Origin of the sequence: Sphingopyxis sp. YR583 (assembly GCF_900108295.1) — a bacterium.
Lineage (GTDB): Bacteria > Pseudomonadota > Alphaproteobacteria > Sphingomonadales > Sphingomonadaceae > Sphingopyxis.
This window is the reverse complement of the sequence record NZ_FNWK01000002.1, coordinates 568522-586993: the sequence shown is the minus strand read 5'-3', so window position 1 is coordinate 586993 and position 18472 is coordinate 568522. Positions and strand designations below refer to the sequence as shown.

The 18472-nt window shown below is 65.2% G+C and carries 18 protein-coding genes; 11 read left to right on the top strand and 7 right to left on the bottom strand.

Going from position 1 to position 18472, the window contains the following annotated elements; all coding sequences use genetic code 11:
- Nucleotides 1–33 precede the first annotated feature (33 nt).
- From pgsA to BLW56_RS14825, 3 genes are read left to right on the top strand one after another with little or no spacing between them, the layout of a single operon-like run.
- A complete protein-coding gene (gene pgsA / locus BLW56_RS14835) occupies nucleotides 34–606 on the top strand; it encodes a CDP-diacylglycerol--glycerol-3-phosphate 3-phosphatidyltransferase (protein ID WP_093511433.1) in 573 nt (190 codons plus the stop codon).
- 4 nt (nucleotides 607–610) lie between these two features.
- On the top strand, nucleotides 611–868 hold the full coding sequence (moaD, locus tag BLW56_RS14830; protein ID WP_177175975.1) for a molybdopterin converting factor subunit 1: 258 nt from the start codon (nucleotides 611–613) through the stop codon (nucleotides 866–868).
- On the top strand, nucleotides 865–1308 hold the full coding sequence (locus BLW56_RS14825) for a molybdenum cofactor biosynthesis protein MoaE (RefSeq protein ID WP_093511432.1): 444 nt from the start codon (nucleotides 865–867) through the stop codon (nucleotides 1306–1308). The genes moaD and BLW56_RS14825 overlap by 4 nt, the downstream gene beginning before the upstream one ends.
- Here BLW56_RS14825 and BLW56_RS14820 read toward each other — a convergent pair.
- Nucleotides 1305–2210: a hydrogen peroxide-inducible genes activator gene (locus BLW56_RS14820; protein ID WP_093511431.1), complete on the bottom strand. Its 906-nt coding sequence runs from the start codon at nucleotides 2208–2210 to the stop codon at nucleotides 1305–1307. The two genes, BLW56_RS14825 and BLW56_RS14820, sit on opposite strands and share 4 nt — an antisense overlap.
- A 131-nt stretch (nucleotides 2211–2341) precedes the next feature.
- On the opposite strand from BLW56_RS14820, the gene BLW56_RS14815 reads away from it, so the two are divergent.
- On the top strand, nucleotides 2342–2809 hold the full coding sequence (locus tag BLW56_RS14815; RefSeq protein WP_093511430.1) for an EF-hand domain-containing protein: 468 nt from the start codon (nucleotides 2342–2344) through the stop codon (nucleotides 2807–2809).
- Here the strand turns inward: BLW56_RS14815 and trmFO are convergent.
- Complete coding sequence (gene trmFO / locus BLW56_RS14810; protein WP_093511429.1) at nucleotides 2806–4152, bottom strand: methylenetetrahydrofolate--tRNA-(uracil(54)-C(5))-methyltransferase (FADH(2)-oxidizing) TrmFO; 1347 nt, start codon at nucleotides 4150–4152, stop codon at nucleotides 2806–2808. The genes BLW56_RS14815 and trmFO overlap by 4 nt on opposite strands.
- A 76-nt stretch (nucleotides 4153–4228) precedes the next feature.
- Here trmFO and BLW56_RS14805 point away from each other — a divergent pair, with 76 nt between their 5' ends.
- Complete coding sequence (locus BLW56_RS14805; protein ID WP_093511428.1) at nucleotides 4229–4894, top strand: lysoplasmalogenase family protein; 666 nt, start codon at nucleotides 4229–4231, stop codon at nucleotides 4892–4894.
- On the opposite strand, the gene BLW56_RS14800 is transcribed toward BLW56_RS14805, so the two are convergent.
- A complete protein-coding gene (locus tag BLW56_RS14800) occupies nucleotides 4891–5736 on the bottom strand; it encodes a TauD/TfdA dioxygenase family protein (protein ID WP_093511427.1) in 846 nt (281 codons plus the stop codon). The genes BLW56_RS14805 and BLW56_RS14800 overlap by 4 nt on opposite strands.
- A 166-nt stretch (nucleotides 5737–5902) precedes the next feature.
- Between BLW56_RS14800 and BLW56_RS14795 the strand changes: the two genes are divergently transcribed.
- The 3 genes from BLW56_RS14795 (at nucleotide 5903) to BLW56_RS14785 (ending at nucleotide 8094) form a co-directional block, all read left to right on the top strand.
- Nucleotides 5903–6292, top strand: a complete 390-nt coding sequence (locus tag BLW56_RS14795; RefSeq protein WP_093511426.1) for a glycine zipper 2TM domain-containing protein — start codon at nucleotides 5903–5905, stop codon at nucleotides 6290–6292.
- A 131-nt stretch (nucleotides 6293–6423) separates the two neighbouring features.
- Nucleotides 6424–6981, top strand: a complete 558-nt coding sequence (locus tag BLW56_RS14790; RefSeq protein WP_093511425.1) for a peroxiredoxin — start codon at nucleotides 6424–6426, stop codon at nucleotides 6979–6981.
- A 126-nt stretch (nucleotides 6982–7107) separates the two neighbouring features.
- The gene (locus tag BLW56_RS14785; RefSeq protein WP_093511424.1) at nucleotides 7108–8094 is read left to right on the top strand and encodes an MBL fold metallo-hydrolase; all 987 of its coding nucleotides are present in this window, start codon (nucleotides 7108–7110) and stop codon (nucleotides 8092–8094) included.
- 5 nt (nucleotides 8095–8099) lie between these two features.
- Here BLW56_RS14785 and BLW56_RS14780 read toward each other — a convergent pair whose 3' ends face one another.
- From BLW56_RS14780 to gyrA, 3 genes are all read right to left on the bottom strand, one after another.
- Nucleotides 8100–10169, bottom strand: coding sequence for an amidohydrolase family protein (locus BLW56_RS14780; RefSeq protein ID WP_093511423.1), 2070 nt, complete (start codon nucleotides 10167–10169; stop codon nucleotides 8100–8102).
- Between the two features lie 121 nt (nucleotides 10170–10290).
- Nucleotides 10291–10602, bottom strand: a complete 312-nt coding sequence (locus tag BLW56_RS14775; protein WP_093511422.1) for a DUF952 domain-containing protein — start codon at nucleotides 10600–10602, stop codon at nucleotides 10291–10293.
- Complete coding sequence (gyrA, locus tag BLW56_RS14770) at nucleotides 10599–13298, bottom strand: DNA gyrase subunit A (RefSeq protein ID WP_093511628.1); 2700 nt, start codon at nucleotides 13296–13298, stop codon at nucleotides 10599–10601. Before gyrA ends, BLW56_RS14775 begins: the two co-directional genes overlap by 4 nt.
- Before the next feature lie 257 nt (nucleotides 13299–13555).
- Here gyrA and BLW56_RS14765 point away from each other — a divergent pair, with 257 nt between their 5' ends.
- The 3 genes from BLW56_RS14765 to BLW56_RS14755 are packed head-to-tail and all read left to right on the top strand — an operon-like array spanning nucleotide 13556 to nucleotide 17096.
- Nucleotides 13556–14770 (top strand): hypothetical protein, encoded by a 1215-nt coding sequence (locus BLW56_RS14765; RefSeq protein WP_093511421.1) that lies wholly within the window; start codon nucleotides 13556–13558, stop codon nucleotides 14768–14770.
- 59 nt (nucleotides 14771–14829) lie between these two features.
- Nucleotides 14830–15732, top strand: coding sequence for a hypothetical protein (locus BLW56_RS14760; protein WP_093511627.1), 903 nt, complete (start codon nucleotides 14830–14832; stop codon nucleotides 15730–15732).
- Nucleotides 15729–17096 carry a sensor histidine kinase gene (locus tag BLW56_RS14755; RefSeq protein WP_093511420.1) on the top strand — a complete coding sequence of 456 codons (1368 nt, stop codon included), beginning with the start codon at nucleotides 15729–15731 and terminating at the stop codon, nucleotides 17094–17096. The genes BLW56_RS14760 and BLW56_RS14755 overlap by 4 nt, the downstream gene beginning before the upstream one ends.
- A 72-nt stretch (nucleotides 17097–17168) precedes the next feature.
- Here the strand turns inward: BLW56_RS14755 and BLW56_RS14750 are convergent, their stop codons facing one another.
- Nucleotides 17169–18452 (bottom strand): citrate synthase, encoded by a 1284-nt coding sequence (locus BLW56_RS14750; RefSeq protein ID WP_093511419.1) that lies wholly within the window; start codon nucleotides 18450–18452, stop codon nucleotides 17169–17171.
- Between the last annotated feature and the right edge of the window lie 20 nt (nucleotides 18453–18472).

Genomic DNA, 18472 nt, shown 5'->3' with positions numbered 1-18472 from the left:
GCCCATTTTCGAACGGACATATCGACAGGGATCATGCTGAGCCTTCCGAACATCCTGACATTGTCGCGCATCCTGGCGGTGCCCATCCTGCTTTTCCTGTTGTGGCCGGGGGTGGTCGAAGGGTCGCATCAGCCCAAGCCGATCGACTATGCTCTGGCTTTCGTCCTTTATTGCCTGATGGGCATTACAGATTATTTTGACGGCTATGTTGCACGCTCGCGCGGGATCGTGTCGCGGCTGGGGGCCTTTCTGGATCCGATCGCCGACAAGATCATGATCGCGGCGGTCATCTTGTTGCTTGTCTTTACGCGCGACATTTCGGGCTATCATGTCATCGCCGCGCTGATGATCCTGCTCCGCGAGATCATCGTATCGGGCCTTCGCGAATTCCTCGCGACGTTGCAGGTGTCGATGCCGGTGACCCAGCTCGCCAAATGGAAGACGACGTTCCAGCTCATCGCGTTCGGCGCGCTGATCCTGGCGGGCGCATTGCCGGCGATGGTGTGGATCAAGACCGTCGGGCTTATCTCATTGTGGGGCGCGGCTGTGCTGACGCTGATCACCGGCTGGGATTATCTGCGCGTTGGCCTGAAGCATATGGATTAGCGCGATGGCGCTGCAGATCGCCTATTTTGCCTGGGTCCGCGAACGGATGGGAATGGCCGACGAGATGGTCGAAATTCCGACCGGCGTCGCCGACGTCGGCGCGTTGGTCGCATGGCTGGCCGCGCGCGACGAGCGCGGCGCGCTGGCTTTTGCCGAGCCGCAGCGGATTCGCGCCGCGGTCGACGGGGTGATGATGGGCCCCGATGCGCCACTCGGCGGCGCGCGCGAGGTCGCACTGTTTCCGCCGGTGACCGGCGGATGATCCGGGTGCTGGCGCATCCGGCGGTCATCGATGTCACCGCCGAATTCGACCTGCACGATGCCGGAGGCCATGGCGCGAGCGCGAGCTTTATCGGGCGCGTGCGCGGCGACGACGGTCTGACCGAGCTGTTCCTCGAGCATCATCCCGCGATGACCGAAGCGGGCCTCGCCGACCTCGCCCATGCCGCGGCCGACCGCTGGCGGCTGTCGGCGCTGACGCTGGTTCATCGCGTCGGGGCGATGGCACCGGGCGAGACGATCGTGCTCGTCCTGGCGAGCAGCCCGCATCGCGCCGAGGCATTGGCAGCGTGTGAGTTTCTGATCGACCGGCTGAAAACCGACGTGATGCTGTGGAAGCGCGAGACGTTCGGCGACGGGCGGGTGGCGTGGGTCGAACAGCGCGCGGATGACGACACGCGCGCCGAACGCTGGAGCGCCTAATTCACCTGATGCTTGCGAAAGATATCGGCGAGCATGCGAAATTCGTCGGCGCGCGGGCTGCCCTTGCGCCAGACGAGCGCGATCGTGCGCCAGTCATGGTCCGAATCGAGCGGGCGGGTGTCGATGTCGGTGTGGTCTAGGATGCCTGCCTCGATCGCCATCTGGGGGAGCATCGTGATGCCGAGGCCGTTGTCGACCATCTGGACCAGCGTGTGCAGCGACGTTCCCATCATCCGCGCGCCGGCGCGGAGTTCGGGGCGATTGCACGCGGCGAGCACATGATCCTTCAGGCAGTGGCCGTCTTCGAGCATCAGCATTTGTGACGGGTCGATCTGGTCGGCGCTGACCATGGCGGGAAGGTCTTCGCTCTGGTCGCCGGGGAATGCGACGAACAGGGCGTCGTCGAACAAGGCTTCGCTCTCGACATCGCCGCAGGCGTAAGGGAGCGCGAGCAGGACGCAATCGACCGTGCCGTGGTGCAGCGATTCGCACGCCTGCGCGCTCGGCTCTTCGCGAAGGAACAGTTTGAGCGACGGGCGTTCCTTGCGCAGGCGCGGCAGCAGACCCGGTAGCAGGAAAGGCGCGATTGTGGGGATGACGCTCATGCGCAGTTCGCCGACGAGCGGCGCGGCGGCCGCCGCTGCCATGTCGGCAAGTTCCTCGGCTTCGCGCAGCACGCGGTGCGCCTTTTCGACGATTGCGTTGCCGAGCGCGGTGAAGCGGACGACGCGGCGCGTGCGTTCGACAAGCGTCTGGCCGAGCAAGGTCTCAAGCTCGCGGATACCCGCCGACAGCGTCGACTGGGTGACATTGCATGCGTCGGCGGCGCGGCCAAAATGGCCGTGCTCGTGCAGCGCGACGAGATATTGCATCTGTTTGAGCGAGGGGAGGTAATTATGCATTGATCGAATATAGCTATGACCCAAGAAATTTTGAACAAGTTTGTCGATTGAAATTCGACGCCAAAATGGTGGCGTCTGTTGGCGTCGTGGCGCGCGGCATGATAGCTCATCCGAAATTGCGGGAGAGAGCTATGGCGGTTTCGCGGTTCCTGATCGGCGGCGTGGCGAGCGCGCTGCTGCTCACCGGCGGCCTCTTCATGTGGAAGGGCTATACGCAGATCGCCGAAGAAGAGGTGTTGCCCGATCCGCCGCCCACCTTGCCCGCGATCCCGGTCGCGGCGGCGAATGCGCCGAAGCGCGGCCCGGCACCGCCGGCGCTGCCCGCCGCCAAGGAAGCCTCGCGCGAGGAACGGCGCTTCAACCGCTTTGATCGTGATCGTAACGACCGGATCAGCCGCGTCGAGCTGATGTCATCGCGGACTGCGGCGTTCCGCAAGCTCGACAAGGACGGCAATAATCTGCTGACCTTCGAGGAATGGGCCGCAGCGACGGGGCAGCGTTTTGCCGGAGCCGATGCGGACAAGTCAGGTGACCTGACCCGCGCCGAGTTTGCGACGACGGCGCCGAAGGCGGCAGCGAAGCCCAAGTGTAGCTGCTAGGCGGGGACGCCGTCGGCCTGCTTCATCCATTCGGCAAGCGCAGTTCCGGCGCGCTGTGTGTAGCCGAGCTTGCGGTCCTTCTTGCGCACATCGTCGGCAAGCGGCGGGAAGAGGCCGAAATTGACGTTCATCGGCTGATAGGATGAGGCGTCGGCGCCGCCGGTGATGTGGCCGAGCAGCGCGCCGAGTGCGGTTTCGGGCGGCGGCGGGGGCAGGGTGCGGCCGCCAAGCTCGGCGATTGCGAAGCGCGCGGCGACGAGGCCGATCGCGGCGCTTTCGACATAGCCCTCGCAACCGGTGATCTGGCCCGCGAAGCGGATATGCGGCGCCGATTTCAGGCGAAGCTGGCCGTCGAGCAGTTCGGGCGAGCGTATGAAGCTGTTGCGGTGGAGGCCGCCGAGGCGCGCGAACTCGGCCTTTTCGAGCCCGGGGATGGTGCGGAAGAGTTCGACCTGCGCCGCATGCTTCAGCTTGGTCTGGAAACCGACCATGTTCCACAGCGTGCCGAGCGCATTGTCCTGACGGAGCTGGACGACCGCATAGGGCCAGCGGCCGGTGCGCGGATTGTCGAGGCCGACGCCTTTCATCGGGCCGAAGCGCAAGGTTTCGATGCCGCGTTCGGCCATCACCTCGATCGGCATGCAGCCCTCGAAGTAAGGCGTGTCCTTTTCCCAGTCCTTGAAGTCGGTCTTGTCGCCGTCGATCAGTCCCTGGACGAAGGCGTAATATTGCTCCTTGTCCATCGGGCAGTTGATATAATCCTTCCCGTCGCCGATCGGCCCGACCTTGTCCCAGCGGCTCGCCATCCAGGCCACGTCCATGTCGACGCTGTCGCGATAGACGATGGGGGCGATCGCGTCGAAAAAGGCGAGGGCATCCTTGCCGGTCGCGGCGCCGATGCTTTCGGCAAGCGAGGCAGCGGTGAGCGGGCCGGTCGCGACGATGGCGAGACCTTCCGACGGCAGCGTGTCGACGCGTTCGCGGACGATGGTGATGTTCGGATGCTCGGAGAGGGCCGACGTTACACCGCCCGAAAAGAGGTCGCGGTCGACCGCAAGCGCCGAACCGGCGGGGACTTTCGTCGCGTCGGCTTCGCGCATGATGATCGAGCCGAGCGAACGCATCTCGCGGTGGAGCAGGCCGACGGCGTTGCTGTCGCCGTCGTCGCTGCGAAAGCTGTTCGAGCACACCATCTCGGCGAGCGTGTCGCCCTGATGCGCCGGGGTCATGTCGCCGCCGCCGCGCATTTCGGACAGGCGCACGCGATAGCCTGCCTCGGCGAGCTGCCAGGCCGCTTCGGAGCCCGCGAGGCCGCCGCCGATGATGTGAATGTCGTGGCTCATTTACGCTATCCGTTGACTTGCACTTGTGGAGCCGCGCACTAGGCCCATTGAAAGCAAGATGCAAAGGGGGCGGTCGATGAGCGGCGAACAGGGTTGGGATCGGGCGCGGTGGCTGTGGTGGCTGGCGCTGGCCGGCGGGATCAGTTTTTTCGCCGCCGTGTATTTGCGGCTCGATGGTCCGGCCATATGGGCATGGAAGACGAGCGGCGTCGGCCTGCTGGCGGTTTGGGCCGCGGCGAATGCGCGCGGGAAGAATGGTTGGTTGATCGCGGCGGCGCTCGGCTTTGGGGCGCTCGGCGATTATCTGCTCGATGCGAAGGGGCTCGAGACGGGCGCGGTCGCGTTTGTGGTGGGGCATGTCATCGCGATCATCCTCTATCTGGCGAACCGGCGCGCGCAGATGACGCCATCGCAGCGCCTGCTCGGCTGGCTGGCGATGCCGGCGACGCTTGTGATCGTGTGGGGCATGCTGAGCCCCGCGCCGGGCTGGTGGCATGCCGCCGTCTATTCGCTGTTCGTCGCCGCGATGGCCGCGGCGGCCTGGACCAGCCGCTTCCCGCGCTATCGCACGGGTATTGGCGCAATGATCTTCCTCGCAAGCGATCTCTTCATCTTTGCGGGCGAGGGTGGGGTGATATCCAGGGACGTCAGGCTGTGGCTCGTATGGCCGCTCTATTTTGCCGGGCAAGCGCTGATTGCGTGGGGCGTCGTCAGCACCTTGTCGAAGGAAGCAAAAGCCTAGGCGCCGTCCCATGCGGCGATGGTCGTGCGGTGAAGCAGGCGGTCATAGCCGTCATAGCCGCCCGTCGCGCGATGCAGGACCGATCGATTGTCCCACATGATCAGCATGTCGGGCTCCCATATGTGGGCGTAACGAAACTCTTCGCGGCCCTGCCACTGGATCAGCTCGTAGAGCAGGGGCAGGGCTTCGCTGTCGTCGACGCCGTCGAAGCCGATGATATAGCCGGCGCATCCGAACAGGCCCCTCCGGCCCGTCTCGGGATGCACGCGAACGAACGGATGAAGCTGCGTGTCGAGCGCTTCGTCGTCCGATCTGATATCCATGCTGCGGCCGCGATCGTTTGCGCCATACATGCCGGTGGGAGCATATCCGGCGCGCGCGCTGTGGATCGCTTGCAAGCCGTCGACGCGGGCCCGTAGCTCCGCCGGCATCGCGTCGAGCGCGTCGTGCTGGTTCGAAAATTCGGTGTTGCCGCCGACCGGCGGGATGGTGATGCCGAAGAGGCAGGTGCCAGCGGGCGGGCGCGCCTGAAAGCTCCAGTCGCTATGCCAGTTTTCGGCAAAGAGCGGCGCGGTCTCGTCGGCCTTGCGCTTGACCGCGATGATATGCTCGCGGCCCGGGATGGGGCGAATGAAGGGATCGTCGCCGAAGCCGCCGAAATAGCCGGTGAAACGTTCGAGATCATCCTCGCTCATCTTCTGGTCCGGGAAGGACAGCACATGATGGTCGAGCCATGCGGCGCGGATCGCGGCGATGGTTCCGGCATCGAGCGGCTGCGTCAGGTCGGCACCGGTGACGCGCGCGCCGCAGGACTGGCCGCTGGGGGTGATGGTCAAGGTCATATGGCGATGCTGCGCCGATTGCGGCGTATGGTCAATCGGGCGCGGCAGGGCGCCCCGAAAGATCGCCGAACCGAGGGCGATGCCGAGGGGAGAGGCTTCGCAGTTCAGCCGGGCGCCATGTTTCGCTTCCTAATCTGCTCATGGGGGGCAAGGACGGAGAAGACAGATGTTCCTGCTCAAGAAACTGGCGCTGACGGCGCTGATCGGGGCCAGCGCGTTTGCCGCGATGCCGGTCGAAGCCGATGCGCGCGACCGGCATCATCGTCACGGCTATTATGGCGACCGCGGCGATTATCGCGATTACAGACGCGACTATCGGCGCGATTACCGCCGTGATTATCGCCGCGACTACCGTCGGAACCATTATCGTGGCGACCGCCGCCATTATTGCCGGCGCGGCAGCGGAACGACCGGCTTGATCGTCGGCGGCGCGGCGGGCGCGCTGCTCGGCCGTGAGGTCGATCGCTATGGTGATCGCCTGCCCGGCACGATCATCGGTGGCGCTGCTGGTGCGCTGATCGGACGCGAGGTTGATCGCGGCGGTCGCCGCTGCTGACCGGGGTCTGGGCGTTCGCGTCGCGCGTTCCGTCGGAGCGTGCGACGCGAGATGCCGTTTGCAGCGGCCGAATATGGCGATAAAGTGGATATCTCGGCGGAGGGTTTCTCTGCCCTTTGGGGAGGCCGCTTATGAAAATGCTGACCAAATTCGCTTTGGCGGTTGGCCTCGGCCTGCCGCTTTCGGTGTTGTCTGTGCAGGGCATCGCCGCGCTCAATCAGGGCACGAAGGCCCCCGATTTTACGCTGACTGCGGCGCAGGCGGGCAAGGAGTTCAGCCTGTCGCTGAAGCAGACGCTGCGGAACGGGCCGGTCGTGCTCTATTTCTTTCCGGCCGCCTTTACGCCCGGCTGTACGATGGAAGCGCATCTGTTCGCCGAAGCCAATGGCCAGTTCAACCAGTTGGGTGCGCGCGTTGTTGGCGTGACGGCGGGGAATATCCACCGCGTCGCCGAATTTTCTCGCTCCGAATGTCGCGATAAATTTGCCGTCGCCGCCGATCCGGGCGCGAAGGTCGCCGCGCAATATGACGCGACAATGCAGGGCTCCGACGGCAAGCCGCTATCGAACCGGACATCCTATGTCGTCGCGCCGAACGGGACGATCCTGCTGAGCTACACCGACAGCAAACCGCAGGCACATATCGAAAAGACGCTGGCGGCGGTGCGGGCCTGGAAGGCGCGGCGCTGACGAAAGGGTAGGCGCCTTGCCGATCGCCTGCAGCGCCTTCTTTTTGCTTTGCGGATGTCTCTTGCGGAGCGGCGGCGAGGGGCCACATCGGCTTGATCCGAGCTTCAATGGACCAGGCCTTCGACCATGACGCGCAATCGATATTATCAGGGCCCGTCATCGGACCATTTCGACGGCACGCGGTTTCTCAATCCGGCGGGGGAGCCCGAAACCGACCGGTCTTTCGGAGACCTCCTGCGTTGGCGCCGCTCGGCACCCGACAATCGCTGGCCGTCATCGGTCGACGTCGTGCCGGTCATCCCGGACGCGCGGGTGGATGGATTGCGCGTGACAATGGTCGGTCATGCGACGCTTCTGATTCAGGCAGGCGGGCTCAATATCCTGACCGACCCGGTATGGTCCGATCGCGCCAGTCCCCTGTCCTTCGCAGGGCCACGGCGGGTCACCATGCCCGGCGTCCGGCTGGACGACTTGCCGCAGATCGACGTCATCCTGCTGTCGCACAATCATTATGACCATCTGGACTTGGCATCGCTGCGCACGTTGCACGCCCGGCACAATCCGCTGGTCGTTACGCCGCTGGGTAACGATGCGATCATCCACGGCAGCATATCGACCGCGCGCGTCGAAACCGGCGACTGGGGCGACGCGATAGAAATCGCGCCCGGCGCAAAAGCGCATATCGTGCCCGCGCTGCACTGGTCGTCGCGGGGGCCGCGCGATCGTCGCATGGCGCTGTGGGGCGGTTTCGTGGTCGAGGTGGACGGAAGGCTCATCTATTTTGCGGGCGACACGGGCTATGGCACCGGAAATATCTTCCGCGCGATCGGGCAGCGTTTCGGCGCGATCGATCTCGCGATCCTGCCGATCGGCGCTTATGATCCGCGCTGGTTCATGGCGGCGCAGCATTGCGATCCCGGGGAAGCCGTCCGGATATTCGAGGACGTCGGCGCCAGGGCGGCCGTCGGAATGCATTGGGGCACCTTCAAACTGACCGATGAGGCGCGCGACGATCCCGCGAACCGGCTGACGGCGGCGCTCGCGGCGCGCGGAATGGATCCCGCGCGCTTCGTTGCGATGCGCCCCGCCGATGTTGCCGATTTCGGCGGCTGACGGGCTTATTTCGGCCGCCCGCTATACCCCGCCGCCTTGCGCAGCGCGTCGGCGTCCATGACATAGCCGTCGCTGACCACCGTCACGACGCGGCGTAGTGCGCCAAGGTCGGTCGAGGGGTCGCCGTCGACGAGGACCATGTCGGCTTCCTTGCCGACTGCGATCGATCCGGTGCGCTTGTCGGCGCCAACGATGCGCGCGGGGACGATCGTCGCGCTCTGGATCGCCTCGGCAGGGGTGAAACCCGCTTGGCGATAGATTTCGAGCTCGCGGATCAGTTCGATGCCCCAGCCGTCGGTGCCCGCGACGATCGGCACGCCCGCCTTGTGCAGTCGGCCAACGAGATCGACCATCTTCGCATAGCTTTTGCGGTAATCGTCGCGCGTCAGCCCCTCGACGAGCGGATAGCCAGCGCTGGTAAAGGCCGAGCGTTCGATGACGGGCGAGATGATGCCCATATAGGGGGCATAGGCGGGCTGGGGCTTGCCGCCGTCCTGCGTCAGCATGCCTTCGAAGATCACGATCGTCGGATCGACGATGGTTTTTGTCTTGGCGAGGTCGGCGACGAAGCCCTTCATCAACGGCGCGTCGAGGTCGACGTCCTTGAAGAAGCGCGCTGGTCCTTCCATCCGCATCCGCGTGTTCGCCTTGTCGATCACTTCGCGCGGCATCGATTCCATGACGACGAAATTGAGGTGGGTGAGTTCGTCATAGCCGGCCGCGACCGCCTCGCTCGGCTTCATGCCCGCGGGGACATGGCCGTGGACGTGAAGGCCAAGCTTGTGCGCTTCGGCGGCAGCGGGGGCGATCCACGCCGGGTTCATCGAGGTGTAGAATTTAACACCCCACAGGCCGGCGTCCTTGACGCGGCGCACCGCGGCGATCGCCTCTTCGGCGCTGCTGACGACTTCGGACCCCTGCGCCGCGAGCGGATCCTTCTTGTCGACGATGACCGAGATGAAGGGTTCGCCCATCAGCAGGGTGCCGTCGGCGCGGCGCTTGGTCGCATCGACCGCGCGGTCGAAGGTCGTGCCCGGGCTGCGGAAGCTGGTGATTCCGTTCGCCATGTTCGACAGCACATCCCAATCGTCGCCGATATGAAGGTGGCTGTCCCAGATGCCGGGGACCAGCGTCTTGCCGCTGCCGTCGATCCGCTGCGTTCCCGCGGGCGCCTTCAGCGATCCGGCGGCGCCGATCGCGGTGATCTTGCCATCCTGTGCGAGCACCGCGCGTGCGGTCTGGAATTCGCCCTTGTCGGCGTCGAACAGCCGGACATTGTCGAACAGGACGGGGGCCTTGGCGGCGGGGGTCAGGAAGCGCTTGGCGACGCTCGCGACCGCCTCGGCCGTCGCTTTTTCCTGCGCATCGCGCAATTGCCTCAGCGCGCCTTCATAGCCCGCAGGGATGACCGAGATGAAGCTGATGTCGGCGAAATAGCGCTTATTCTCGTCCAGCCAGACGAGATATGGCGACGGCAGGATGCCGCTGACGAAGGCAAGCTGGACGGTTTTGGGACCGGTCGGCCCCTGGATAACCTGCGTCGGGCCAAAGGTCATGCGACCCTTGCCGCTGGGCAGGAAATCGATCCCCGCGTCACCCGCCGCCGCGAGCGCGTCGATCAGCGGGGCGCTGGCAATGCCGACGCCGCCGGCGGGGATATACCAGCCGCTGGCGGGTGCTTCGCCCTGATCGGTCGCGGTCTTCCAGGTCGCGCGTCCGTTCGCGACCCGATAATCCTCGGCAGCGTCGCCCGACATGGTCACGCCGCGCACGGTCAGTGCGGCGATCGTGCCGTCGGGTGCGAAGGCCGTCACCTGATCCATCTCGGTGATCCAGCCGCGCAGTTCCTGCGACCAGCGATAGGCGGTGCGGCCGTCGGGAAGCTGCCAACGCCACTGGTCGCCATGCTTTCCGGCCTCGGACACCACGACATAATGCGCCGCGTCGGCAGGGGCCTTTAGCAACTCTTCCTTGGGGACGGGTTTCGATGCCGCGACGGGGGCGGGCGCCTCATGCGCGTGCGCAGTGAGCGGCGCGGCGGAAGCCAGCAAGGCGGCAATCAAGAAACGGCGCATTCGATAATCTCCCCTGAGCGCGGACGTCGCGATGTCCGACGGTGGTAGGGGAGATTGCTCGGACGAAGCAAGATGCGACCAAAGGCGACGAGCATTCGATCAACGCGCCGAATGTGCGGGGTCAGTCGCGCCTTTGCAGGCTGACGACCGCATGGATCGGTAGTTCGGCATAGATATGCGGAAAAAGATCGCCGCCGCGTGCCGGTTCCCAGCGGACCTTGTCGCCGAGGCAGACAAGGTCGACCTCTGCGATCATCAGCCCGCTTTGGCCGGCGAAATATTTCGCGATCGTCGTCTCGAGCTGCTCCGCTGTCGACAGGTGGATATAGCCGTCGGCAATATCCACCGGTGCGCCGCGGAACACGCGTTCACGCTCGAAATCGGCCCATTGCTGTGCGGTGAGCACCTTGAAGGCCGTTGCGGGCATCGTCATTCGGACGGCGCCCCGCTCGCGGGCTCTTCGGTTGCGGTTTCGGCGGCTTCGACCTCTTCCTCGTCGCTGTCCTCGATCAGCGCGGCCGAGACGACATGCTCGTCCTTGGCGACGTCGAACAAGCGGACGCCCGCCGAGCCGCGACCGATGACGCGCATCGAATCGAGGCCCATGCGGATCAGTTTCGCCTGATCGGTGACGAGCATCAGCTGATGCACCTTGGTGGCGGGGAAGCTTGCGACGACAAGGCCGTTGCGGGCGATATTGTCGATGTTGGTGATCCCCTGACCGCCGCGGCCCGTGCGCCGATATTCATAGGCCGACGACAGCTTTCCATAGCCGTTGGCGCAGACGGTGAGGATGAATTCCTCGCGCGCGGCCAGTTCTTCCATGCGGTCGGCGGGCAGCGTGGGCTCGTTCTCATTATCCTTCCACGGCGCGGCGCGGAGATAGGCTTCGCGTTCGTCGCTGGTCGTGCCGACCTTGTGAAGAATCGAGAGCGAGATCACCTCGTCACCGTCGGCGAGGCGCATCCCGCGCACACCGGTCGAGTTGCGGCTCTGGAACTCGCGGACGTCGTCACCGGCGAAGCGGATCGCCTTGCCCTGGCGGGTGGCGAGCAGCACATCGTCGCTTTCGTCGAGCAGCGCCACGCCGATCAGGCGATCATCCTCGTCCTCGCCCTCGAATTTCATCGCGATCTTGCCGTTCGAGGGCACGTTGGTGAAGGCGTCCATGCTGTTACGACGCACATTGCCCTTTGCGGTTGCAAACATGACGTGCAGCTTGCCCCATTCGCCCTCATCCTCGGGCAGCGGCAAGACGGTCGAGATCGTCTCGCCCTGCGCGAGCGGCAGCAGGTTGATCATCGGACGGCCGCGCGTCGCGGGCCCGCCCTCGGGCAGGCGCCACACCTTCATGCGGTAGACCTTGCCCACGGTCGAGAAGAAGAGCACCGGCGTGTGCGTCGAGGTGACGAACAAATTGGTGACGACATCCTCGTCCTTGGTCGCCATGCCCGCACGACCCTTGCCGCCGCGGCGCTGGGCGCGGAAGGTCTCGAGCGGGGTGCGCTTGATATAGCCGTCGAGGGTGACGGTCACGACCATCTCCTCGCGCTCGATCAGGTCTTCATCGTCGATACCGTCGGCGGCGGGGGCGAGCTGGGTCCGGCGCGGCTTGGCAAATTCGTCGCGCACCGCAATCAGCTCTTCGCGCATCACGAGATAGAGTTTCTCGCGGTCGGCTAGGATTTCAAGCAATCCCTCAATTTCGCTCGCCAGCTCCTTGAGTTCATTCCCGATATCGTCGCGTCCGAGCGCGGTCAGGCGGTGCAGGCGGAGGTCGAGGATCGCCTTCACTTGAACTTCGGACAGGCGATAGCTCGAGCTCTCGTCCATCTCGCCGTCGATGGCTTCGACGAGGCGAATATAGGGGGCGATGTCGCCGATCGGCCATTCGCGGGCGAGCAGCGCGTCGCGCGCCGCCGCCGGGCTCGACGAACCGCGGATGATGCGGACGACTTCGTCGAGATTGCTGACCGCGACGACGAGACCGAGCAAGATGTGCGCGCGGTCGCGTGCCTTGGCCAGTTCGAACTTGCAGCGGCGGGTGATCACTTCCTCGCGGAAGGCGATGAATGCCTCGAGGATCGTCTTCAGACCCATCATTTCGGGGCGGCCGCCGCGGATCGCGAGCATGTTGGCGGGGAAGCTCGACTGCGCCGGGGTATGGCGCCAGAGCTGGTTGAGCACGACCTCGGCGGTCGCGTCACGCTTCAGTTCGATGACGACGCGGACGCCCTCACGGTTCGATTCGTCGCGGATGTCGGCGACGCCTTCGATGCGCTTATCGCGGGCGGCTTCGGCGATCTTCTCGACCAGGCCCGACTTGCCGACCTGGAAAGGAATCGACGTTAAAACAATCGATTGCCGGTCGTTTCGGCCCTCTTCGATCACATGGGTCGAGCGCATCATGATCGAGCCGCGGCCCGTGGCATAGGCGTTGCGGGCGCCGCCCTGACCCAGCATCATCGCGCCGGTCGGGAAATCGGGGCCGGGAATGATCGCCATTAAATCGTCGAGGGTGATTTCGGGATTGTCGATCGTCGCGAGCGTCGCGTTGATCACTTCGCCGAGGTTGTGCGGCGGAATGTTGGTCGCCATGCCGACCGCGATGCCCCCGGCGCCATTGACGAGCAGGTTGGGGTAGCGCGCAGGAAGAACGGTCGGTTCGGATTCCGAGCCGTCATAGTTCGGCTGGAAGTCGACGGTATCCTTGTCGAGATCGCCGAGCAGCGTGTTCGCGACCTTTGCGAGGCGCGATTCCGTGTAACGCATCGCCGCCGGCGGGTCGGGGTCCATCGAACCGAAATTGCCCTGACCGTCGACAAGCGGGACGCTCATCGACCAGTCCTGCGTCATGCGCGCGAGGGCCTCGTAAATCGAGCTGTCGCCGTGCGGGTGATATTTACCCATGACGTCGCCGACGATGCGCGCCGACTTGCGATAGGGGCGCCCGGCGACATATCCGCTTTCGAACGCCGAATAGAGGATGCGGCGGTGCACCGGTTTCAGCCCGTCGCGCACGTCCGGAAGCGCGCGGCTGACGATCACGCTCATCGCGTAATCGAGGTATGAAGTCTTCATTTCGTCGACGATGTTGATCGACGAAACGCCATCGTCCGACGGCGGCATAGACGTATTTTCTTCGGTCAAGACCCGGCCTTTTTTCTGCTTATCGGGAGATGGATTCTGCCTAGCCGATGGCGGTGGCAAAGGCCAGCGATTCGGTCCTTTTCCGGGCTTTTTTTTGCGTACGAAAATGGCCGGGAAAGCGCTGAAAAATCGGGTGAAGGCGTGACGTCACCGCGCGCCCTTGCGGGGGCTTGCCAATCGCTTCACCGGCCCTAAAGCTGCGCATCGATGACCGCTGCTGAAACCCGACGGCGCCGATGGCGCTGATTGCGCTGGTCGGCGCCAGCGAAACGCTGCCCGACGGGTCGCTGCGCGCGCTCGTCACCGTGGCGGGCGAGACGCTGATCGAGCGGCAGGCGGCGCGGCTTGCAGATGTCGGGGTGACGCATATTGCCGTTGCGGTCGCGGCGGTCCCCGCCGAACTGCTCGCGACCTGCGACCGCATTCGCCGTCGCGGCATCAAGGTTACGCCGGTGCGTGAGGCGAGCGATCTGGTACCGCTGGTCGAAGCCGACGATCGTATCATCCTCGTCGCCGACGGGTTGCGGGCAGGCGGCACACATTATGCGGCGATCGCCAAACCGGGGTCGCCCGCGATCCTCGTCACCGGCGACACGATGCTGACGCAGGGGTTCGAGAGGATCGACGCGACGCGGCGATGGGGCGGGCTCGCCTCGATCTCGCAGCCGATGGCCGCCGAGCTTGCGGCGATGCCGGGCGAATGGGACATGATGCTCACGCTGCTGCGGCTCGCGGTGCAATCGGGCGCGCGGCGGCTCTATTGCGAACCCGCATTGTTCGAGCAGGGCGAGATTGCGATCGTCACCGACCGTCCGACGGCGGCGCTGATCGAGCAATCGAGCCTGCAGCAGGTCGAATATGGCGGCATGGGCTTCGGTCGTTCGGCGATCATGATGCCGCTGATCCGGCTGGCGGGGCCGCTGCTTGTAAAATCGCCGACGACCGCGAGATATCTGCCCTATGTCACGGCGCTGCTATGGGTGATCGTGGCGCTCTTGGCAGCGAGCGGGCTTGCCGCCGCCGGGGCGCTGGTCGCCACCCTTGGCGGGCTGGGGCTCGCGGCGATGCGCTTTCTTTCGGCCTTCCGCGCGGAAAGTGCGGCGCAGGACCGCACGCGCGACATCATCCGCACTTTCGCCTGGGTGCTTCTCGCGCTCTTTCCGTGGCTTTTGTCGCTTGCGGGCCCCGGGCATCGGATGCCGCCATTTTCGGAAGCGGCGCTGGCGCCATGCCTTGCCGCAACGATCCTGCTCGCACGCGCACTTTACGAGGATTCGGGCGAGCGTCGGCGGTTCCACTGGCTGCTGCCCGATGCCGATCAGGCGTGGATATTGCTCGCACCCGCCCTGCTTTTCGGTTTCGCACCCCTCATGTTTGCGATCCTTCCGCTCCTTGCCCTGTTCCAGATATTGCTCTGGCTGCGGCTCGCGCGGCGCCCGGAAACGCGTTGAAACTTATGCGCTTGAAGGTTTAACGCCTATTAACGCTATGCTGTTATTGGCGGATGCGCATGAGTGAATCCGTCTCCCCTCCCGGCATCGACACGCCGTCGCCGACGCTGTCGGCGCGCCTGCGCGAGCTGGCGGGTTATCTGGCCGCGCCGGCTGCCGGACGACTGACCGAGGAGCAGCGCGCGCTGTCGCTGGGCATTGCGCGGCGGCTGGTTGTCGATGTCGCGGCGCGGCTCGATCCCGCAATAGATCCCGGCAGCTTGTGGGAGGAATGGCTGCGCGGCGGATTGCCCTGCGCGACACGCCTTGCGGGCATCTGCTTCGCTCGTGCCGAGGAGCATCGCTGGCGCGAACAATCGGCGCTGCGCACCAGCCCGCCGCCGATCCTGTCCGAGCCCGACGCAGCGAATGGCGAAGCTCCCACGGTCGGTGCGCCCTTGACGGAGGTCGGCCGTGCCTACCTTGCGCTTCAGATCGCCGACCGCCGCCGCTTCGATGCGCTTGGCAATCCCGCGCTGGCGCTCGCCGACGTGGATCGCGATATTTTTCGCGCCTTGTTGCTAGATATCGCCGCCTGGCGGCTGGCCGAACTGAGCGGCGACAAACGCCGTGCTGCCCGGCTGGGCGATGCCGTGCGTGACGCGACCGAGCAGCAGGCCAGTGAAACCGGCATGACGCACGCGGGGCGGGTCTATTCCGAAATTCTGGGCACGGCACGGCCCGACGCCGCGGCTGCGGCGATTGCGCGGCACAATTGGCCGATGGTGATCGCGCTCGCCGCATCGGCGAACGGCTCTACCTATGACGATATGGCGATGACGCTGCTGACGGCCGAGAGTGCCGCGCTGCCGTCGCTCCTCGCGCCGCTGCGCCTCGACCATGCAGCGATCGCACCGCTCGAAGCCTCTCTGGCGATGCTGCCCGCGCGTGCGATCGCAAGTTCTGGAGAAGCGGCGCGATGAGCGAACGCATCATCCGGGGGCGGGTCGATCGGGCGGGGGCCTTGATCAGCGCCGATGCGCCGTTGCTCCGTCTGCAGCAACGTGCGGGCTCCGGGCTCGACAAGCCGCTCGCACTGCCGCATCTCGCGCGGCTCGTCGCGCTCGCGCAGCGTCTTCACCGCGATATCAGCCGACCTCTCTACGCCGCTGACGATCATAGCGACATCCATGCGCTCATCCGCATCGTGCCCGATGCCGACGGCGCGAATCTCGAGATCAGCGACTGGCGCACGCGCCCGGTGACGCTGCCGCAAGTGCCGGCGATCGCCGATGCCGCCGCCGTGCCACAAAGCTGGACATGGGAATGCGACCCCCAGCTCCGGCTGGTCGCGTTGCGTGCGGCCCTCGACGCGCCCGCCATACCGGAAGGCTGGGAAGGGCGTTCGCTGTCGGAATTGTTCGAGTTGCAGCCCGACGAGGATGGACGCTTTCCCGTGCTGCGCGCGCTGGCACGGCAATCGCGCTTCGAGGGCCAGCGCGTTCAAGTGGCGGGCATGGCGATGAATTTGTCGGGCGAAGCACTGTTCGACGCGACGGGGCATTTTACCGGATTTCGCGGGCTTGCGATCGTGGCCGAGGGCGAAGTCGCTGCCGAACCGAAGGCCGCCGCCGCGCTGGTTGATCCGGCGTTCGGGTCGCTGCCGCTGTCCGATCCGCAGTTCGGCCGCCGTATCGACGGCGCGCTGCGCGGGCCGCTCAGCCGCATCATCGCGACCGCCGAGACGATCTCGGGCCAGTTCGACGGCCCTATCCGCGCCGACTATGCGCGCTATGCGGGCGATATTGCGCACGCCGGACGTCACCTGCTCGGCCTCGTCGACGATCTGGCCGATCTGCAGAATATCGAGCGCCCCGGCTTCAAGACCGCGCGCGACGAGATCGACCTTGGCGATCTTGCGCGCCGTGCCGTCGGCCTGCTTGGCATGAAGGCCGAGGAAAAGGGCATTCGCATCGATGCACCGCGCACCGACGACAAGGCACCTGCCACGGGTGAGTTTCGCCGCGTTTTGCAAGTTCTGCTCAACCTGCTCGGCAATGCGATCCGCTATTCGCCCGAAAATTCGCAAATCTGGATTCGCGTTGATCGCGAGGGCGATCGCGCAATGGTGACGGTGGCCGATCAGGGGCAGGGGATCGACGCCGACCAGCAGGCGGTGGTGTTCGAGAAATTCGAGCGCCTCGGCCGCACCGATAGCGGCGGGTCGGGGCTCGGCCTTTACATCGCGCGCCGCCTGGCGCGGGCGATGGACGGCGACCTCACCGTCGACAGCGCGCCGGGGCAGGGCGCGCGCTTCACGCTGAGCCTGCCGGCGCGCGAGGCCTGAACCGAAGGGCTCGAATCGAAACGGCGGCGCAGTTCCCTGCACCGCCGCTGCGAATTTCCAGATATCGGGCGCTTAGCGCTTGTCGACCGGAACAAACGGACGATGCGTCGGGCCGGTGTAGAGCTGGCGCGGGCGGCCGATCTTCTGCGCGGGATCCGAGATCATTTCGTTCCACTGCGCGACCCAGCCGACGGTGCGGGCGAGCGCGAAGAGCGCGGTGAACATCGTCGTCGGGAAACCGATCGCCGACAGGATGACACCCGAATAGAAATCGACGTTCGGGAACAGCTTCTTCTCGACGAAATAGGGGTCGTTGAGTGCCATTTCCTCAAGCTGCAGCGCGACTTCGAAGACCGGGTCGTTGACCTTCAGCGCGTCGAACACTTCGCGCACCGTCTTCTGCATGACCGTCGCGCGCGGGTCATAGTTTTTGTAGACGCGGTGACCGAAGCCCATCAGGCGGAACGGATCGTCCTTGTCCTTGGCGCGCGCGATATATTCGGGGATGCGTTCCGGACGGCCGATTTCGCGCAGCATGTTGAGCGCGGCTTCGTTCGCGCCGCCATGCGCCGGACCCCAAAGGCAGGCGATGCCCGCCGCGATGCATGCAAAGGGATTGGCACCCGACGAACCCGCGAGGCGAACGGTCGAGGTCGACGCATTCTGCTCGTGATCGGCGTGCAGGATGAAGATGCGATCGAGAGCGCGCTCGACGGCGGGAACGACCTCATATTCCTCGGCGGGAACGCCGAAGGTCATGCGCAGGAAATTGCCGGTGTAGCTCAGCTTGTTGTCGGGGTAGACGAACGGCTGGCCGACCGAATATTTATAGGCCATCGCGGCGATCGTCGGCATTTTCGCGATCAGGCGGTGGCTGGCGATCATCCGCTGGTGCGGATCGTGGATCTCGGTCGAATCGTGATAGAAAGCGCTGAGTGCGCCGACGACGCCGCACATGACGGCCATCGGGTGCGCATCACGGCGGAAGCCGCGATAGAAGGTCGCGAGCTGTTCGTGCAGCATCGTGTGACGCGTGATCGTATTGTCGAAATCGGACAGTTCCTGCGCGTTCGGCAGCTCGCCGTTCAGCAGCAAGTAGCAGGTTTCCATGAAGCTCGAATGTTCGGCGAGGTCGCCGATCGCATAACCGCGGTGCAGCAGGACGCCTTCATCGCCGTCGATATAGGTGATCTGCGATTCGCAGCTCGCGGTCGAAGTGAAGCCGGGGTCGTAAGTGAAAGCGCCAGTTTGCGCGTAGAATTTGCGGATGTCGACGACGTCCGGGCCAACGGTGCCCGACAGGACAGGGCTGTCGACGGTCTTGTCGCCCAGCGTGATTTTCGCGGTGTCGGTCATATATTTTTTCCCTGTACTGA

What these genes read in the sequence shown, in the direction of transcription:
- pgsA (WP_093511433.1), top strand. Translation starts at nt 34, where the DNA reads ATGCTGAGCCTTCCGAACATCCTGACATTGTCGCGCATCCTGGCGGTG.
- moaD (WP_177175975.1), top strand. Translation starts at nt 611, where the DNA reads ATGGCGCTGCAGATCGCCTATTTTGCCTGGGTCCGCGAACGGATGGGA.
- BLW56_RS14825 (WP_093511432.1), top strand. Translation starts at nt 865, where the DNA reads ATGATCCGGGTGCTGGCGCATCCGGCGGTCATCGATGTCACCGCCGAA.
- BLW56_RS14820 (WP_093511431.1), bottom strand. Translation starts at nt 2,210, where the DNA reads ATGCATAATTACCTCCCCTCGCTCAAACAGATGCAATATCTCGTCGCG.
- BLW56_RS14815 (WP_093511430.1), top strand. Translation starts at nt 2,342, where the DNA reads ATGGCGGTTTCGCGGTTCCTGATCGGCGGCGTGGCGAGCGCGCTGCTG.
- trmFO (WP_093511429.1), bottom strand. Translation starts at nt 4,152, where the DNA reads ATGAGCCACGACATTCACATCATCGGCGGCGGCCTCGCGGGCTCCGAA.
- BLW56_RS14805 (WP_093511428.1), top strand. Translation starts at nt 4,229, where the DNA reads ATGAGCGGCGAACAGGGTTGGGATCGGGCGCGGTGGCTGTGGTGGCTG.
- BLW56_RS14800 (WP_093511427.1), bottom strand. Translation starts at nt 5,736, where the DNA reads ATGACCTTGACCATCACCCCCAGCGGCCAGTCCTGCGGCGCGCGCGTC.
- BLW56_RS14795 (WP_093511426.1), top strand. Translation starts at nt 5,903, where the DNA reads ATGTTCCTGCTCAAGAAACTGGCGCTGACGGCGCTGATCGGGGCCAGC.
- BLW56_RS14790 (WP_093511425.1), top strand. Translation starts at nt 6,424, where the DNA reads ATGAAAATGCTGACCAAATTCGCTTTGGCGGTTGGCCTCGGCCTGCCG.
- BLW56_RS14785 (WP_093511424.1), top strand. Translation starts at nt 7,108, where the DNA reads ATGACGCGCAATCGATATTATCAGGGCCCGTCATCGGACCATTTCGAC.
- BLW56_RS14780 (WP_093511423.1), bottom strand. Translation starts at nt 10,169, where the DNA reads ATGCGCCGTTTCTTGATTGCCGCCTTGCTGGCTTCCGCCGCGCCGCTC.
- BLW56_RS14775 (WP_093511422.1), bottom strand. Translation starts at nt 10,602, where the DNA reads ATGACGATGCCCGCAACGGCCTTCAAGGTGCTCACCGCACAGCAATGG.
- gyrA (WP_093511628.1), bottom strand. Translation starts at nt 13,298, where the DNA reads ATGCCGCCGTCGGACGATGGCGTTTCGTCGATCAACATCGTCGACGAA.
- BLW56_RS14765 (WP_093511421.1), top strand. Translation starts at nt 13,556, where the DNA reads ATGGCGCTGATTGCGCTGGTCGGCGCCAGCGAAACGCTGCCCGACGGG.
- BLW56_RS14760 (WP_093511627.1), top strand. Translation starts at nt 14,830, where the DNA reads ATGAGTGAATCCGTCTCCCCTCCCGGCATCGACACGCCGTCGCCGACG.
- BLW56_RS14755 (WP_093511420.1), top strand. Translation starts at nt 15,729, where the DNA reads ATGAGCGAACGCATCATCCGGGGGCGGGTCGATCGGGCGGGGGCCTTG.
- BLW56_RS14750 (WP_093511419.1), bottom strand. Translation starts at nt 18,452, where the DNA reads ATGACCGACACCGCGAAAATCACGCTGGGCGACAAGACCGTCGACAGC.